General features: G+C 74.4%; 14 protein-coding genes and 1 pseudogene. 7 read left to right on the top strand and 8 right to left on the bottom strand.

The genetic code is table 11. From position 1 onward, the window contains the following. The coding region (locus GQS09_RS20100; RefSeq protein WP_165988265.1) for a glycoside hydrolase family 11 protein at positions 1–406 on the bottom strand (406 nt) is incomplete at its 3' end. Between the two features lie 594 nt (positions 407–1,000). Here GQS09_RS20100 and GQS09_RS20095 point away from each other — a divergent pair. Further along, the gene (locus GQS09_RS20095; protein ID WP_165988264.1) at positions 1,001–1,459 is read left to right on the top strand and encodes an N-acetyltransferase; all 459 of its coding nucleotides are present in this window, start codon (positions 1,001–1,003) and stop codon (positions 1,457–1,459) included. Between the two features lie 104 nt (positions 1,460–1,563). On the opposite strand, the gene GQS09_RS20090 is transcribed toward GQS09_RS20095, so the two are convergent. After that, positions 1,564–2,568 (bottom strand): A/G-specific adenine glycosylase, encoded by a 1,005-nt coding sequence (locus GQS09_RS20090; protein ID WP_165988261.1) that lies wholly within the window; start codon positions 2,566–2,568, stop codon positions 1,564–1,566. 193 nt (positions 2,569–2,761) lie between these two features. On the opposite strand from GQS09_RS20090, the gene GQS09_RS20085 reads away from it, so the two are divergent. Beyond that, the gene (locus GQS09_RS20085) at positions 2,762–3,691 is read left to right on the top strand and encodes a hypothetical protein (protein WP_165988259.1); all 930 of its coding nucleotides are present in this window, start codon (positions 2,762–2,764) and stop codon (positions 3,689–3,691) included. Positions 3,692–3,761: 70 nt separating this feature from the next. On the opposite strand, the gene disA is transcribed toward GQS09_RS20085, so the two are convergent. Further along, positions 3,762–4,874, bottom strand: a complete 1,113-nt coding sequence (gene disA, locus GQS09_RS20080; RefSeq protein WP_165988257.1) for a DNA integrity scanning diadenylate cyclase DisA — start codon at positions 4,872–4,874, stop codon at positions 3,762–3,764. 39 nt (positions 4,875–4,913) lie between these two features. Further along, positions 4,914–6,341, bottom strand: a complete 1,428-nt coding sequence (gene radA / locus GQS09_RS20075; RefSeq protein WP_165988255.1) for a DNA repair protein RadA — start codon at positions 6,339–6,341, stop codon at positions 4,914–4,916. Between the two features lie 212 nt (positions 6,342–6,553). Here radA and GQS09_RS20070 point away from each other — a divergent pair, with 212 nt between their 5' ends. After that, positions 6,554–8,392: a BACON domain-containing protein gene (locus GQS09_RS20070; protein ID WP_165988252.1), complete on the top strand. Its 1,839-nt coding sequence runs from the start codon at positions 6,554–6,556 to the stop codon at positions 8,390–8,392. 43 nt (positions 8,393–8,435) lie between these two features. Here GQS09_RS20070 and GQS09_RS20065 read toward each other — a convergent pair whose 3' ends face one another. Both GQS09_RS20065 and GQS09_RS20060 read right to left on the bottom strand, forming a co-directional pair. Continuing rightward, the gene (locus GQS09_RS20065; RefSeq protein ID WP_165988250.1) at positions 8,436–9,101 is read right to left on the bottom strand and encodes a TetR/AcrR family transcriptional regulator; all 666 of its coding nucleotides are present in this window, start codon (positions 9,099–9,101) and stop codon (positions 8,436–8,438) included. Next, complete coding sequence (locus GQS09_RS20060; protein WP_313896234.1) at positions 9,098–9,880, bottom strand: sugar phosphate isomerase/epimerase; 783 nt, start codon at positions 9,878–9,880, stop codon at positions 9,098–9,100. Before GQS09_RS20060 ends, GQS09_RS20065 begins: the two co-directional genes overlap by 4 nt. Positions 9,881–10,097: 217 nt before the next feature. Between GQS09_RS20060 and GQS09_RS20055 the strand changes: the two are divergent. Both GQS09_RS20055 and GQS09_RS20050 read left to right on the top strand, forming a co-directional pair. Then, a pseudogene (locus tag GQS09_RS20055) lies at positions 10,098–10,939 on the top strand (ABC transporter ATP-binding protein). Next, on the top strand, positions 10,936–11,739 hold the full coding sequence (locus GQS09_RS20050) for an ABC transporter permease (protein ID WP_165988248.1): 804 nt from the start codon (positions 10,936–10,938) through the stop codon (positions 11,737–11,739). Before GQS09_RS20055 ends, GQS09_RS20050 begins: the two are co-directional and overlap by 4 nt. A gap of 18 nt (positions 11,740–11,757) precedes the next feature. Here GQS09_RS20050 and GQS09_RS20045 read toward each other — a convergent pair whose 3' ends face one another. Then, positions 11,758–12,696, bottom strand: coding sequence for a Ppx/GppA phosphatase family protein (locus tag GQS09_RS20045; protein WP_165988245.1), 939 nt, complete (start codon positions 12,694–12,696; stop codon positions 11,758–11,760). A gap of 164 nt (positions 12,697–12,860) precedes the next feature. Between GQS09_RS20045 and GQS09_RS20040 the strand changes: the two genes are divergently transcribed. Together GQS09_RS20040 and ilvD are read left to right on the top strand one after the other, a co-directional pair. Further along, positions 12,861–13,718: a hypothetical protein gene (locus GQS09_RS20040; RefSeq protein ID WP_313896235.1), complete on the top strand. Its 858-nt coding sequence runs from the start codon at positions 12,861–12,863 to the stop codon at positions 13,716–13,718. A 155-nt stretch (positions 13,719–13,873) separates the two neighbouring features. After that, entirely contained in the window at positions 13,874–15,718 is a 1,845-nt protein-coding gene (gene ilvD / locus GQS09_RS20035) for a dihydroxy-acid dehydratase (protein WP_165988243.1), read from the top strand. Positions 15,719–15,837: 119 nt separating this feature from the next. On the opposite strand, the gene GQS09_RS20030 is transcribed toward ilvD, so the two are convergent. Beyond that, positions 15,838–17,131, bottom strand: a 1,294-nt coding sequence (locus GQS09_RS20030; protein ID WP_165988241.1) for a PQQ-binding-like beta-propeller repeat protein, incomplete at its 5' end; no start/stop codon positions are given.

The raw sequence follows: 17,131 nt of genomic DNA, 5'->3' as shown, positions 1-17,131 counted from the left end.
GCGGGTTCCGCGACCAGCCGTAGAGCGTCAGGTAGGCGTTGCCGGACGGGTTGAAGGTGCCCGAGTAGGTCACCGTCCGGCGGGCGCCGGTGCTCCAGCCCTTGCCGGCCACGAAGTTGCCGGTGTTGCTCCACTGGGTGCTGTAGTTGCCGCCGGAGCCCATGGACATGGAGACCGTGCCGGGCGCGTCGGTCCAGAACGAGTAGAAGTACCCGCCGTGGTTGCCGGTCTGGTTGGAGTTGATCGGGTTGGCGTTGGCGCTGCCCGTCGGGACCAGAACGGCCGCGACCAGCGCGGCACACGCGGCACTGATGAGCAGCTTGATGCGCCCGGCACCGCGCAACCGGGGCAACAGCCGGAAGCGGCCGGGCAAGCGGCGCTCCGGATGAGTGGGGGCGTCGTTCATGAGTGTGCTTCCTCCTCGTGGGGGTTGGTGGCGGGGAAGCCAGGCAGCGCGACACGAGCCGGCGTGGCCGCCGCCGGTCGGCTTGGCGGCGGCGGCCCGTCGGCGTCGTCACGACGGCCATGGGATGGACCGGTCGCCGACCGCTGAGCGACCGGGGTACCGGGTCGCGGCTCGTGACCCGGTCCGACAGTGGGGGTGCGGTCTGTCGATGGCGATAGGTTGGTGCGTCCGCGTCAAGTTGTCAACAGTTCTCGGAGAATTTTCGAAACAACTACCTTGGACAAGGGTCTTGTTGTGTCGCCATCAACGCAGCTCAGAGCGGCGATGTGCCGGAAGATCCGAGGGTTGTTCGAGAAGCTGCCTCGTTGGGCGGGATGTGGCCGGGCTCAGAAACCGAAAACTTCCGGAAGAGTTCCGGAAGTTTTTCGCGTGTCTGCCGCGTGTCTGCCGGGCACCGGTCCCGTCGCCGGCCCTGACCCGCCGGCGGGACTCTGCGGCGTCCCCGGGGCGTCCTGGGGGCTTCCTGGGGACGGCTTCGGTTCCCGCCGGACGGTGACCGGCCCTGCTGTCGTACCCGGCGTCTAAGGTGCTGGTATGAGCCCCGCACCACGACTCCAGGCCGTCGATCCGACCAATGTCTCCGCGGCCTGCAAACTGGCCGTCCGGCCGGAGCAGCAGAAGTTCGTCGCCCCCGTGGCGGTGTCCCTTGCCGAGGCATACGCCTCCCCCGACGTGGCCTGGCCCCGGCTGGTGTACGACGGCGAGCAGCTCGTCGGCTTCGTGATGGCCGGCTTCGACCCGGACAACGAGGTGCCGGCCTTCCGCTGCGGCATATGGCGGCTGAACATCGATGCGGCACACCAGGGCAAGGGATACGGCCGGTTCGCCGTCGAGGAGGTCTGCGCCGAGGCCCGGCGGCGCGGGCAGCGCCGTCTCACGGTGTCGTGGGTTCCCGGTCCCGGCGGCCCCGAGCCGTTCTATCTCGGACTGGGCTTCCGGCCGACCGGGGAGATCATCGACGACGAGGTCGTCGCGGAGCGGCTGCTCGGCTGATCCGAGCCGGGGTCACGTCCGGCGCGGCTGCCCTTGCCGCTCCCTTCATCGCCGGCCCTCAGCGCGACGGCGCGGAGGGCGGCGATGAGCGGGAAGACGGACGGTCAGGCGCCGGGCAGCCGGAAGCGGCCGTCCGGCAGCCGCTCCACCAGGCCGTCGGTCAGCAGGCCGTTGAGCGCGCGCAGCCGCTGCACCGGATCGCGCCACGCCTGGTCGAGCACGGCCTGCGGCACCGGCGCCAGGGACTCCCGCAGCACGGCCAGCAGCTTGCCCCGCACCTGGCGGTCCGTGCCCGCGTACGTCTGCACCCGGCGCGGCGGACCCTCGTGCTCCGGCGCGCCCGCCCGCTGCCAGGCGCACAGCTCGGCGATGGGGCAGTCGCCGCAGCGCGGCGAGCGGGCGGTGCAGACCAGGGCGCCCAGCTCCATGGTGGCCGCAGCCCACCGGGCGGCGGTGGCCGGCTCCTCGGGCAGCAGCATCCGGGCCAGTTTCCGCTCCGCCGCCGTGGTGGCGTTGGGCGGGTACTGACTGCCGGTCACGGCTCGGGCGAACACGCGGCGGACGTTGGTGTCCAGCACCGCGTGCCGCTGGCCGTAGGCGAACGACGCGACCGCCGCCGCCGTGTACTCGCCGACGCCGGGGAGCGCCAGCAGCTGGTGGTGGTCCTTGGGCACATCCCCGCCGTGCCGTTCCGCTATGGCGGCTGCCGCGCCGTGCAGCCGCAGCGCCCGCCGCGGGTAGCCCAGCCGCCCCCAGGCCCTGACCGCCTCGCCCGGGGACTCGGCGGCCAGGTCGGCCGGGCGCGGCCAGCGTCTCATCCACTCCTCGTAGACCGGGAGCACTCTGCTGACCGGGGTCTGCTGCAGCATGAACTCGCTGACCATGACCCCCCACGCGCCGGCTTCCGGACGACGCCAGGGCAGGTCACGGGCGTTCTTGTCGAACCACTCGACAACCGGCCCGTGCAGATCCCCGGGGCTCGGGGCCCCGGCCGGGACGCTGTCGCCGGGCACGGCATGGGGGTCGCCCTCATGCCCGGAGGGCACGGGGGAGGGAGCGGGCTCGGCGCCGCGCTCGGGGGCACTGGAGGGGGCACTGGTGGCAGTCATCCCGTTGATCCTGGCACGGTCGGCGGGCGCTGAGGAACGGTCCGCGCCGTGGCGTGGCGTGGCTCCCCACGAAAGAGGGGATGCGCCGGTGAGGGCCGCCGACCGTCCGGGCGAGCCGCCGTTGCGGAGTCGCAATCCACCGGCTTCGCCTGGCGCTCGGGGCAATTGGCGTGCGGCATCGTAGAGTTTCCGCGTGGGATCTCTGCGCAGGCCGGTCGGGCCGCTCCCGGCATCCATCTACTGGCGGCGGCGAGCCGTGGCGTTCCTGCTGCTGGTGCTGCTGGGTGTACTCGTGTTCTGGGCGCTGCGCACCACCACGGGCGGCGGGGACGAGAAGCCGGCCGGGCGGGACGACAACGCGGGCAGCGGGCCGGCGGAGTCCATCACGCCGGGACCGACCGATACCGAAACCGTGATAGACAGCCGCCCCGGCGGCCGGGACGAGTCCGGGGACACCGGCGACACCGAAGGCAGCGGCGAGGCCGGGGAGAACGGCGAGACCGGGGAGGCCGCCGGCGTGGACGGCGGCGCGGGCGGGGATTCGGAGGGCGGCGACGGCGGGCCGGGCGCGGAGCAGGACGGCGGCGCCACCGCCGGAAGCGGCGGCAGCGGCGGCACGGGCACCGGCCAGTCGGGGGGCACCGGCGGTACCGCCGACGGCGAGGGCATCTCGGTGCCGGTGGGCAGCCTGCCGTCCTGCCGGCAGAGCCAGGTGGAGATCTCGGTGGAGAGCGACGAGCCCGAATACCCCCCGGGCGTGCGGCCCGCGTTGCTGGTCACCGTGGAGAACACCTCCGGCACCGACTGCCGGATCGACCTCGGGCACGAGGCGGTGACCATCTCGCTGTCGTTCACCGGCGGCGAAGACGAGGAACAGGTCTGGACCTCACAGGAGTGCCCGGCCGGACCGGCCTCGGCGGTGAAGGCCGTGGCCAGGGGAGCGTCCGTCACGCACACCGTCACCTGGGACCGCCGCTACTCGGCCGGGGACTCCGGCGGCTGCGCGGGCGCCAAGGAGCGGCCGGAGGCGCCGGTCGGCACCTATCTGATGGATGTGGCCGTCGACCTGGGCGGCAATGTGACGCAGAAGGCCCAGTCGGCCTTCCGCCTGAACGCCGACTGAGCACCGGCCGCGGGCGGCGGCCGGACGCCGGACCGGCCCGTCGCCCCGGACGGGCGGGCCGCCCCGCGCCTCAGACGTAGCGTTCCAGGATGGAGGACTCGGCCAGCCGGGACAGCCCCTCCCGGACCGAGCGGGCCCGGGTCTCGCCCACGCCGTCCACCGCCTGGAGGTCGTCCACACTGGCGGCCAGCAGCTTCTGCAGGCCGCCGAAGTGGTCCACCAGCCGGTCGATGACCGCGCCCGGCAGCCGCGGCACCTTGGCCAGCAGCCGGAAACCGCGCGGCGACACCGCGCTGTCCAGCGTCTCCGGTGAGGAGCTGTAGCCGATGGCCCGTGCCACCATGGACAGCTCCAGCAGCTCCGGATGGGTCAGTTCGTCCAGATCGCCCAGCGCGGTGCTCACCTTGCGGGAACGCTTGCCGCCCGGCGTCTCCGGCAGATAGTCCCGCACCACGAGCTGCCGCTCCGGCTCCACGCCGGCGATCAGCTCGTCGAGCTGGAGGGAGAGCAGCCGGCCGTCCGTGCCCAGCTCCACCACGTACTCGGCGATCTCGGCGGCGATCCGGCGGACCATCTCCAGCCGCTGCGCCACCGCCGCCACATCCCGGACCGTCACCAGATCCTCGATCTCCAGGGCGGAGAGCGTGCCGGTGACCTCGTCCAGCCGGAGCTTGTACCGCTCCAGGGTCGCCAGTGCCTGGTTGGCCCGGGAGAGGATGGCGCCGGAATCCTCCAGCACCCGCCGCTGCCCGTCCACATACAGGGCGATCAGCCGCATCGACTGGCTCACCGAGACCACCGGATAGCCGGTCTGGATGGAGACCCGCTGCGCGGTGCGGTGCCGGGTGCCGGTCTCCTCGGTCGCGATGCTCGAATCCGGGACCAGCTGCACCCCGGCCCGGACGATCTTGGTGATGTCCTTGTCCAGCACCACGGCTCCGTCCAGCTTGCACAGCTCGCGCAGCCGGGTGGCGGAGAACTCGACATCCAGCACGAAACCGCCGGAGCAGAGCGACTCGACCGTGCGGTCGAAGCCCAGCACGATCAGCCCGCCGGTGTTCCCCCGGAGCACCCGCTCCAGGCCGTCCCGCAGGTGCGTGCCCGGGGCGACGGCGCTCAGCGCGGCACGCAGCTTCTCCGATCCGGCTCTTCCGTGCCCAGCTGATCGGTCGCCGCCTGCCATGCACTCCTCCGGTGATGGTTGTTGCAGTGCGGCATGAGTCTACCGGCGGGACTGGTTGGCAGGCTCGGGCTCCGTGCGTGCTCGTGGCGCGCGGCTGCGCCGTGGTGCGGAGGGGAGGACCCGGAGCGCCTCCCCTATGTCCGCCACCTCCCGCACCCGCATGCCCGCCGGGGCGTCCCCGGAGTCGGCCGGGACCAGGGCGTGGGTGAAGCCGAGCCGGTGCGCCTCGGCCAGCCGCCGCTGCACCCCGGTGACCCGGCGGACCTCCCCGGCCAGGCCCACCTCGCCCACCGCGACCAGGTTCTTCGGCAGCGGTATGTCCCCCGCGGCGCTGGCCAGGGACAGGGCGATGGCCAGGTCGGCGGCGGGCTCGCCCAGCCGGACCCCGCCCACGGTGGCGGTGTAGATGTCGTTCTTCCCCAGGGCGGTGATCTGGCCGCGCTGCTCCAGCACCGCGAGGATCATGGACACCCGGGAGTTCTCCAGGCCGGAGGTGGTGCGCCGGGGGGAGGGGATCTGGCTGTCCACGGTGAGCGCCTGCACCTCGGCGACCAGCGGGCGGCGGCCCTCCAGGGTGACCGTCAGGCAGGTGCCGGGCACCGGCTCGGCGCGCCGGGTGAGGAACAGGCCGGAGGGGTCGGCGAGCGAGGTGATGCCCTCGTCGTGCAGTTCGAAGCAGCCGACCTCGTCGGTGGTGCCGTAGCGGTTCTTCACCCCGCGCACCAGGCGCAGCCGGGCATGCCGGTCGCCCTCGAAGTGCAGCACCACGTCCACCAGGTGCTCCAGCAGGCGGGGACCGGCGATGGCGCCGTCCTTGGTGACATGGCCGACCAGGATGGTCGACATGCCGCGTTCCTTGGAGGCGCGGATCAGTGCCCCGGCCACCTCCCGCACCTGGGCCATGCCGCCCGGGGCGCCGTCCACCTCGGGGGAGGCCACGGTCTGCACCGAATCCATGATCAGCAGGGCGGGCCGGACCGCGTCGAGCTGGGCGAGGACGGCGGACAGATCCGTCTCGGCGGCGAGGAAGAGGTGGTCGTCCAGCGCGCCGATGCGGTCGGCGCGCAGCCGGACCTGCCCGGCCGACTCCTCACCCGTGACGTAGAGGGTGGGGCGCTGCGCGGAGGCCGCCTTGGCGGCGACGTCCAGCAGCAGGGTGGACTTGCCCACGCCGGGCTCGCCGGCCAGCAGCACCACGGCGCCCGGCACCAGGCCGCCGCCGAGGACCCGGTCCAGCTCGACCACGCCGGTGGAGCGGGCGGCGACCTGCCGGCCGTCGACCTGCCCGATGGGCAGCGCGGGGGAGACCACGCGGGCGGCGGCGGTGGTCTTCACGGCGGGCGTGCCGCCGACTTCCTCGACCGTGCCCCAGGCGTGGCACTCGGGACAGCGGCCGAGCCATTTGGCGGTGGACCACCCGCACTCGGTGCACCGGTACGACGGACGGTCGCTCTTGCTGCGGGCCATGCGGAAGAAGCTACCTCCCGTCACTGACACCCCCGACCCGGCCACCCCTCCGCCCGTACCCTCCACTGCCCGGACCGCCCGCGGGGCGGCGGCGCACGGACGGTGTGAAGGGTCAAGGACGGGGGCGGGGTTGACGGGGCACTGTCACCCATTAGGGGGAACCTCCGGGCGGGGGCTGCAGAGAGTGCGCCCGGTGCCCCTACGGTCGCGTGGTGACCACCACCAGCCGTGAGCGAACAAGGCCGACCACCGTGCGCCGGACCGCCGTTCCGTCCCGGGATGCCGGACCGGCCCCCCTTCCGGAGCCGGCGCGGGCGCGGCCCGTCCGTCCCGCCGCGTACGAAGACGCTTTTCTGGACGGGCTGTTCACCTACTGCCTCTCCGTGATGTGCGAGCATGACGCCGCCACCGCCGCGCTCGGCGAGGCCCTGGCGCTGGCGGAGCGGCAGCACGGGCAGGGCCGCCGGCCGCGCGATCCGGAACTGCACCGCCCCTGGCTCTACGCGCTGGCCCGCTGGGCGTGTCTGCGCCGGCTCGCCGCCGCGCAGCAGCGCGAGCGGGAGCGCACCCGCGGCACGCGATCCCGTTCCGCGCCCCGGGCCGCCTCCCCGCCCGTGCCGCGCGCCGCGGGCCCGTCCGCCCAGCAGCGGCGCCGCGAACTGGCCGCACTGGCCTGGCCGGAGGCCGCCGGCACCACCCCCGAGCAGCGCGAGGCGCTCGAACTGGCGGTCCGCCACCAGCTCTCCCCGCGCCAGGTTGCCGAGGTGCTGCGGCTGCCCGGCGAGGCCGCGCACACCCTGCTGACCACGGCCGCCTGCGAGGTGGAGCGCACCCGCGGCGCACTGGCCGCGCTCGATGCCGCGGTCTGCCCCGCACTCGCCGGCCTGACCGGGGAGGACCGTCTGCTGCTCGCCCCCGGTCTGCGCCGGGAGCTGGTCCGGCATGTGGACGAGTGCCCGTCCTGCCGCCGGATCGCGCAGCGGGCGATCGCGGGCTGGCCGGGCACCTCGGCGTCGCCCGGCTCCGGGCGGCTGACCGTGCTGGCGGCGCCCCGCCGGGCAGTGGAGGCGGCGCGGCTGGCGGCGCTCCGGGCCCGCGCGCGTCCCGCCCCGCGCTTCGACAGGTCCGGTTTCCCGGTGGACGAGCGGGAGCGCGCGGCCCTCCGCGAGCGGCTGCGCAGCCGAGCGGTGACCACCACCGTGGTCGCGACCGTGCTGGCCGCGCCGGTGCTGGCGTTCTGGGCGGCCTACCGGAACGCGCCGTCCGCCGGTGATCTGAGCGGCGAGGGGAACCCGGCGTCCTCCTCCGGGGACGTTCCGCTGGGCCAGGGCGACGACCTGGACCCGGGCGGGCCGCACGGCGAGGCGGGCAGCACCCGGCACGGCGGCGAGGGGCACGCGGCGGCGCGGGAGCGGGGGGCCGGCCCGCACCACACGCCCGACGCGGGCTCGGAGGGGCAGCCGCTGGAGCCTGCGGAGGCGGGGCGGGGCGCGGACTCCCGCGGCGGGGGCCGGGGCGCCCGGGAGGGCACCGGCACCGGCAGGGGCACGGACACCGGCACCGGCCGGGACCGGGGCACGGACGGCGGCGATGCCTCCTCCGGCGGGCCGGCCTCCGGCGACGGCGCCCGGCGGGGGCCCGGACGGCTGACGGTGGAGGCGGTGCCCACGGACGCCGGTACCGAGATCACGCTGCGTGCCTCGGGCGGCTCGGCCGTGGACTGGACGGCCTCCTCGGACGCGCCCTGGCTGCGGCCGAGCGCCGGCTCCGGCACCCTGCGGCCGGGCGAGTGGACCACCATCCTGGTCACCGTGGACCGCTCCCGGGAACCGGCCGGTGCGTGGCGCGGACGGATCACCATCGGCCCGTCCGGCGGGGTGATCACCATCGAGGGCGACGGCGGCGAGCCCGAACCGGAGCCGGAGCCGGAGCCGGAGCCGGAACCGGAGCCCGGGCCGGAGCCGTCGGAGCCGGAGCCCGCGCCGTCCGAGCCCGGGCAGCCGCCCGCCGAGTCCGGCCGGTATGCGGGCCCGGACCGCCCGGCCTCCTGAGCGGCGTCCGGTCCGCGGCAGCCGCCGCCCGCGCAGGGCGGGCTCAGCGGGGGCCGAGCGGTGCGGCGCCGCCGGAGATGTGGAACTGCACGACCGGCGCCAGCCGCCGGATCAGCGTCTCCGCCTCGGCGGAGGCCAGCGGCTCCACCCGCACCACATAGCGCAGGATGGCGACCCCCACCAGCTGGGCCACGGCCAGCTCGATCCGGGACTCGATGTCCGGGACGTCCAGCCGTTCGGCCACCCGGCGCACCAGGTTCCTGGTGATGAACCGCCGGAAGATCCCGGCGGCCGTCTCGTGGGTGACCACCGAGCGGACGATGGCCAGCAGCGGCTCCCGGGAGGCCGGGTTTTCCCACACGCCGAAGAAGAACCGCGTCAGCCGCTCGCCGATGTGGTGCGGATCGCCCTCCGGGATGACGTTCGCACCGTCCAGCACCGGGGCCGCGGCCTCGGCCACCGCCGCCTCGAAGACCTGCTCCTTGGTGCCGAAGTAGTGGTGCACCAGCGCGGGGTCGACGCCCGCCCGGCGCGCGATGGCCCGCACCGACGCCTTGTCGTACCCGTGCTGGGCGAAGGTCTCGCGGGCCGCGGTCAGAATGCGGTCCCGGGTGGCCGGGGCGTCCGCCGCCGTCTCCCCGCCGCGCGGCGGCCGGCCCCGGCGCCGCGGTGCCGGGGAGGCGGAAGCGGCGGGCGAGGACGCGGTCATGCCGGCCTCCGCAGCACGTCCGGGCCGGTGGCCGGGGCGGCCAGATGGCGCCGGGTGAAGGCCAGCGCCTCGGCCAGGTCCGCCTCCCGCTCGGCCGACGACATGCACCGGCGGGTGTTGATCTCCAGCACCACATGCCCGTCGTAGCCGCCGGCCGCGACCCGCCGCAGCAGCTCTGCGCAGGGCTGGGTGCCGCGGCCCGGCACCAGGTGCTCGTCCTTGCCGGAGGCGGTGCCGTCCCCGATGTGCAGGTGGGCGAGCCGGTCGCCCATGCGGTCCGCCATGGCCAGCGGGTCGCTGTGCGAGGTGGCGGTGTGCGACACGTCCAGGGTGAAGTGCCGGTAGTCCTCCTCGGTCGGGTCCCAGCCGGGGGCGTACGCCTGCATGGCCCGCCGCCGGTAGCGCCAGGGGTACATGTTCTCCACGGCGAAGCGGATGTCCGTCTCCTCTCCCATCCGCCGCAGGCCGCGCACGAAGTCGCGGGCGTAGCCGCGCTGCCAGCGGAACGGCGGGTGCACGACCACGGTGGAGGCGCCGAGGCGCTCCGCCGCGGCGCGGGACAGTTCGAGCTTGCGCCAGGGGTCGGTGGACCACACCCGCTGGGTGATCAGCAGGCAGGGCGCGTGCACGGCGAGCACGGGGATGCCGTGGCGGTCGGAGAGCCGGCGCAGAGCGGCCGGGTCCTGGCTGACCGGGTCGGTCCAGACCATCACCTCCACGCCGTCGTAGCCGAGCCGGGCGGCCGTCTCGAAGGCCGCGGCCGTGGATTCGGGATACACGGAAGCCGTCGACAGGGCGACCTTCGGCCTGCGTGCCCCGCGCCCGGCCTGGGCGGGCCGCACCGATCCATGACGTACCACGCGCCAAGCCTACGGGGCCGTGGTCGCAGCCAGCGGGCGCGGCCGGGTCGGCGGGCAGGGGCCGGGCGGCCGCCGGGCCCGGCTTCCCGGCTGTTCCTGCTTGACGGCGGGAAGCCTGCGGAGCAATATTCATCACATGATGAATATTACGCCCGAGGCTCCTCCGCCCGGACCCGCGATCCGCGCCGAGGGGCTCTCGGTGGTCCGCGGCGGCCGGAAGGTCATCAACGAGATCGGCTTCACCGTGGCACGCGGCACCGTCACCGGCCNGTGGCACGCGGCACCGTCACCGGCCTGCTCGGCCCCTCCGGCTGCGGCAAGACCACCCTGATGCGCGCCGTCGTGGGCGCCCAGGCCCAGGTCGGCGGGGAGATCGAGGTGCTCGGCGAACCCGCCGGCAGCCCCCGCCTGCGGCACCGCATCGGCTATGTCACCCAGGCGCCCTCGGTCTACACCGACCTCACCGCCCGCCAGAACCTGGAGTACTTCGGCGCGGTGCTCGGCATCCCGCACGGCGAGCTGCCCGCCCGGGTGGAGCGGGCGCTGCGCGACGTCGACCTCACCTCGCACGCCGACGTCCTGGCCGACCGCCTCTCCGGCGGCCAGCTCTCCCGGGTCTCGCTCGCCGTGGCCCTGCTCGGCGGCCCCGAGCTGCTGGTGCTCGACGAACCCACGGTCGGCCTGGACCCGGTGCTCCGCCGCGACCTGTGGCGGCTGTTCCACCGGCTGGCGTCCGGCGGCGCCTCCCTGCTGGTCTCCTCGCACGTGATGGACGAGGCCGACCGCTGCCAGGAACTGCTGCTGATGCGCGAGGGCCGCATCCTCGCCCAGGACACCCCGGCGGGGCTGCGCGAGCGCACCCGCTGCGACACCGTGGAGGACGCCTTCCTCCGGCTGATCGACTCCGCCCGCGAAGCAGAAGCACAAGCACAAGCACAAACGGAAGCAGAAGCAGAAGCCGAGGAGGCCCGCTCGTGAACGCGACCGCCGCCGTCACCGGAAGCACCGGCCGCGGCCCGGCCCGCCGCCCGGCGCGCGCCGTCAACCCGGCCATCACCCTGGCCACCGCCCGCCGGGTGCTGCGCCAGCTCTCCCACGACCGCCGCACCATCGCCCTGATGCTGCTGGTCCCGGTCTTCCTGCTGGTCCTGCTCTACTACGTCTTCGACGCCGACGACCGGACGTTCAGCTCCGTCGGCGCCTCGCTGCTGGGCATCTTCCCGCTGATCACCATGTTCCTGGTGACCTCCATCGCCACCCTGCGGGAACGCACCTCGGGCACCCTCGAACGCCTGATGACCATGCCGTTCGGCAAGGCCGACCTGATCCTCGGCTACGCCGTCGCCTTCGGCTGCTTCGCCGTGCTCCAGGCCAGCCTGGCCACCGCCGTGGCGATCTGGCCGCTCGGCCTGGAAACCACCGGCTCGCCCTGGCTGCTGCTGGTCATCGCGGTGATGGACGCGCTGCTCGGCACCGCACTCGGCCTGTTCGTCTCCGCCTTCGCCGCCTCCGAGTTCCAGGCGGTGCAGTTCATGCCGGCCGTGGTGCTGCCGCAGATCCTGCTGTGCGGGCTGTTCGTGCCGCGTGAGGACATGCACCCGGTACTGGAGTGGATCTCCGGCGTGCTGCCCATGTCCTACGCGGTGGACGGCATGGGAGAGGTGGTCGCACAGACCGGTGTCAGCGGCGCCTACGTCCGTGATCTGCTGATCGTCGCCGGCTACGCGCTGGCCGTGCTGCTCGTCGGCGCCGCCACGCTGCGCCGCCGCACCCCCTGAGCGCCCACGGGGCCGGGCTCAGTCGTCCCCGTTGCGCATCTGGTCCAGCCGCCGCAGGATCACGCCCTCGCGCAGCGCCCACGGGCAGATGTCCAGCTCCGCCACCCCGAACAGATCCATGGCGGCCTCCGCCACCACCGCGCCGGCCAGCAGCTGCCGGGCCCGTCCCTCGGACACCCCCGGCAGCCCGGCGCGCTCCCGCTCCGGCATCGCCCCCAGCTTGGGGCCCCACTCGCGCAGCGTCTCCCGCTCCAGCGACCGCCGCGCGTACACGCCGTCCGAGCTCGGCGCGGCCCCGCTCAGCCGGGCAAGCTGCTTGAACGTCTTGGAGGTGCCCACCACCCGGTCCGGCTTCCCCAGCCGGTTGAACTCCCCGACGACCCGGGCCATCTGCGACCGCACATCCCGGCGCAGCGCCCGCACATCCGCCGGATCGGGCGGATCGCCCGGCAGCCGGGACTGGGTCAGCCGGCCCGCACCCAGCGGCAGCGACACCGCCGCGTCCGGCGCCTCGTCCAGGCCGAAGGCGATCTCCAGCGAGCCGCCGCCGATGTCGAACAGCAGCAGCCGGCCCGCCGACCAGCCCAGCCAGCGGCGCGCCGCCAGAAACGTCAGCCGCGCCTCGTCCTCCCCGGACAGCACCTGCAGCTCGATGCCGGTCTCCTCGGCCACCCGGCCCAGCACGTGATCGGCGTTGGTGGCCTCGCGCACCGCCGAGGTGGCGAACGGCAGCAGCTCGGCGACTCCCTGGTCCTCCGCCACCTCCAGGGCCGACTCGATGGTCTGCACCAGGCGGTCCACGCCGTGCGGGCCGATCGCCCCGGCCTCGTCCAGCAGCTCGGCCAGCCGCAGCTCCGCCTTGTGGGAGTACGCGGCCAGCGGACGCGCACCCCGGTGCGCGTCCACCACCAGCAGGTGGACCGTATTCGATCCCACGTCCAGAACACCGAGTCTCATGAGCGCTCACGGTACCGTGGCCGTCTACGCTGGGCGGTGTGGCTGAGACGAACGGGACAAAGCGGGAGAACGGGCCGGGCAAAGATCCGGTCAAACCCGCGGGGAAGCACACGGCGCGGCGCCGCGCGCCGCGGAAGACGGCGAAGGAGACGGCGAACCGCACGGTGTGGCAGCTCGACGGCGCCGCCCGCCGGGCCGCCGGCGACGAAGCAGCACTGGACTTCCCCCGCGCCTGGGTGGAGTTCCCCGACCCCGCCGACCCCGACCAGGTCTTCCGCTGCGACCTGACCTGGCTCACCTCCCGCTGGCAGTGCATCTTCGGCAACGGCTGCCAGGGCATCCACGCCGGACGCGCCGAAGACGGCTGCTGCACCCTCGGCGCCCACTTCACCGACGCCGACGACGAGCAGCGGGTGGCCGACCACGCCCTCCGCCTCACCCCGGACATCTGGGAACACCACGCCGCCGGCCACCGCGGCAAGCGCTGGGGCGACGGCTGGACCGAGCAGCACCTCGACGGCGAACGCCAGACCAAGCGGGTCAAGGGCGCCTGCATCTTCCTCAACCGGCCCGGCTTCCCCGGCGGCGCCGGCTGCGCCCTGCACATCCTGGCCCGCCGGGAGGGACGCGAACCGCTGGAGACCAAGCCGGACGTGTGCTGGCAGCTTCCGCTGCGCCGCTCCTACGAGTGGGTGGAGCAGCCGGACGGCGAGCAGCGGCTCTACGTCACCATCGGCGAGTACGACCGCCGCGGCTGGGGGCCGGGCGGCCACGACCTGCACTGGTGGTGCACGGGCGCGCCCGCGGCCCACACCGCGGCCGACCCCCTCTACCTCACCTACCGGCCCGAACTGGTGGAACTCATGGGCAAGGCGGCCTACGACGTGCTCGCCGGACACTGCGGGACCCGCCTCGCCGCCGCGCCCGTCCCCAAGGCCGGCACCGGCGCTGCCGCGGCCGCACCGGCCGGCACCCGGCTGCTGCCGCTGCTCGCCCCGCACCCCGCCGACCCGGCGGCCTGAACCCGCCCCGGTGCGCTCCGGCTCGCGCCGCGGCCCGCGCTCCGGCTCGGGCCGCGGTCGCGTCCCGGTCTCGCCATCCGGATTCGCCGTCCCATTTGCCGGTCGGAGGCGTAGTCTCGACAGACGCAGCCGTCCACCGTCAGGAGACCGGAATCATGGCGACACTGAGGTCCCGAACCGTCACCCACGGGCGCAACATGGCGGGCGCCCGCGCTCTCCTCCGCGCTGCCGGTGTAGCGCGGGAGGACTTCGGCAAGCCCATCATCGCGGTGGCCAACAGCTTCACCGAGTTCGTCCCCGGCCACACCCACCTCCAGCCGGTGGGCCGGATCGTGTCCGACGCGATCAAGGCGGCCGGCGGCGTCCCCCGGGAGTTCAACACCATCGCCGTGGACGACGGCATCGCCATGGGGCACGGCGGCATGCTCTACTCGCTGCCCTCCCGGGACCTGATCGCCGACTCCGTCGAGTACATGGTCGAGGCGCACTGCGCCGACGCCCTGGTCTGCATCTCCAACTGCGACAAGATCACCCCCGGCATGCTGATGGCCGCGATGCGGCTGAACATCCCGGTGGTCTTCGTCTCCGGCGGCCCCATGGAGGCCGGCAAGACCACGCTGGTCGACGGCACCGTCCGCACCGGCATCGACCTGATCTCGGCCATGTCCGAGGCGGTCAGCGAGACCACCTCCGACGAGGACCTCGCGCGGATCGAGGAGGCCGCCTGCCCCACCTGCGGCTCCTGCTCCGGCATGTTCACCGCCAACTCCATGAACTGCCTGGTCGAGGCGCTCGGCCTGGCCCTGCCGGGCAACGGCTCGGTGCTCGCCACGCACACCGCCCGCCGCGCCCTGTACGAGGAGGCCGGCCGTACGGTGGTGGAGATCACCCGCCGCTACTACGAGCAGGACGACGCCTCCGTGCTGCCGCGCAACATCGCCTCCCGGTCCGCGTTCGAGAACGCCATGGCGCTGGACGTGGCCATGGGCGGCTCCACCAACACCGTGCTGCACCTGCTGGCCGCCACCCAGGAGGCCGAGCTCGACTTCGGCCTGACCGACATCGACGCCGTCTCCCGCCGCGTGCCCTGCATCTGCAAGGTGGCACCCAACGGCGCCTACCACATGGAGGACGTCCACCGGGCCGGCGGCATCCCCGCCATCCTCGGCGAACTGCACCGCGCCGGGCTGCTCAACGAGGACGTCACCACCGTGCACGCCGCGTCCCTCGACGAGTGGCTCAAGAGCTGGGACATCCGCGGCGGCTCCCCCTCGCCCGAGGCCGTGGAACTCTTCCACGCCGCCCCCGGCTGCCGCCGCTCCGCCGAGGCGTTCTCCCAGTCCGAGCGCTGGGAGTCGCTGGACACCGACGCCGCCGCCGGGTGCATCCGGGACACCGCCCACGCCTACTCCGCCGACGGCGGACTGGCCGTGCTGCACGGCAACCTCGCCGCCGACGGCTGCGTGGTGAAGACCGCGGGCGTGGACGAGTCCATCTGGACCTTCACCGGCCCGGCCGTCGTGGTCGAGTCCCAGGAGGACGCCGTCGAGGCCATCCTGGCCAAGCGGGTCAAGGAGGGCGATGTGGTGGTCGTCCGCTACGAGGGCCCGCGCGGCGGCCCCGGCATGCAGGAGATGCTCTACCCGACGGCCTTCCTCAAGGGCCGCGGCCTGGGCGCCAAGTGCGCCCTGGTCACCGACGGCCGCTTCTCCGGCGGCACCTCCGGCCTGTCCATCGGCCACGTCTCCCCGGAGGCGGCGGCCGGCGGCACCATCGCCCTGGTCCAGGACGGCGACCTGATCAGCATCGACATCCCGAACCGCACCATCGAACTCAAGGTGGACGAGGCCACCCTGGCCGCCCGCCGGGAGGCGCTGAACGGCCGCTACGCCCCGGCCGCCCGCGACCGCAAGGTCTCCCTGGCCCTGCGCGCCTACGCCGCCATGGCCACCAGCGCCGACAAGGGCGCAGTCCGCGACATCACCATGCTGGAGAACTGACCTCCGGCCGGGGCGGAGGGCCGGTCCCGCACCGGTCCCCGCCCCGGCACGGCAAGCATCCCGGCATGCAGCCGCCCCACGCCGCGGGCGTCCCGCCGCGGGCGTCCCGGCCGGGGCCGCTACGGGCCGGCCGTGGCGCCGGGCCGGGTGGCGTAGAGCGTGTTCCCGGTGGTGACGACATAGACGCGGTCGCCGATGACCGCCGGGGCGGACGGGTAGGCGTCGCTGCCCCACCCCGGGGTGCCCTTGTGCGCCTCCCCCGACCACAGCAGGGTCCCGTCCGAGGCATCCACCTGGTGCAGACGGCCGTCCGAGCCGCTGAAGAAGAGGCTGCCGCCGGTCACGGTCAGCTCCGAGGAAGGTCCGGCCGCCCCGGTCTGCACCGACCAGAGCTGCTCGCCCGCCCGCGCGTCCAGCGCGGTCAGGCGGCCCGCCCCGTCCGTGGCGTACACCGTCCCGTCCTCGCCGAGCGTGGTCCGCGGCTCGGAACCCTCGGGCAGATCCGTCCGCCGCCACTCCCGGTCGGCCAGATCCAGCCGCCACACCGCGACCGAGACCGGCGCGGCCTCGCTGTCGTACATGTCGAAATACGCGGCGTCCGCGTCCATGCCGATCAGCCGCAGGTCGTACGCCTCCGGCGGCGGTTCCACCGGGGCCGGCCACAGCGGGCCGCCCTGCTCGTCCAGCAGCATCAGCTCGGCCCTCAGGCCCGGCAGGTCGTCCAGCTCGTCCCGGTGCTCCACCAGCACCTTCGCGCCGTGCCCGGCAAGCTGGGTCAGATAGCGGCCGGGTGCCTCCCACTCGCCCAGCGGGTCCGGGGAGCCGAGCGCGTAGAACCGGAGCGTGCTGTTCCCGCTCTGCACCACCAGCGAGGAATCGGTACGGGCCATGGACTGCCCCAGCTCCGGGACGTCGATCTCCCACAGCTCGGTGCCGTCCTCCGGGTCCAGCGCCACCACACCCCTGGGCGAGGGCGTGAACACCGCGTCCGGCGAGACCACCACCCGCGGCCAGGTGAACGCGGTGCGCGGCGGGTTGTACCGCCACAGCTCCGAGCCGTCCTGGGCGTTCAGCGCCACCGTGGCCGCGAAGTCGGACGCGCACAGCAGCCGGTCCCCTTCCCCGCCCAGCGGCAGGCAGAGCGGATTCTCGGTGATGTCCCGCACGCCCAGCTCCAGCAGATCCCGCTCCCACGGCGCGAACACCGCCGCCGGGGGCGAGGCCGTGTCCGGCGAGGCGGAAGGTGACGGGGACGAGGACTCCGAGACGGCCGGGCCGAGACCCCCGCCGGGCGGCTTCCCGTCGTCCGGGGTGCCCGGCGGCCCCATGGCCGCCCACACCCCGGCCGTGACCACGGCCGCCACGGCGACCGCGGCGGCGCTCACCACCGGCCAGCGCCGGCGGCGGCGCCCG

The sequence above is a fragment of the Streptomyces sp. YIM 98790 genome (assembly GCF_011421595.1).
Lineage (GTDB): Bacteria > Actinomycetota > Actinomycetes > Streptomycetales > Streptomycetaceae > Streptomyces.
The sequence above is the reverse complement of the archived record's forward strand: the minus strand, read 5'-3'. Positions and strand labels throughout refer to the sequence as shown.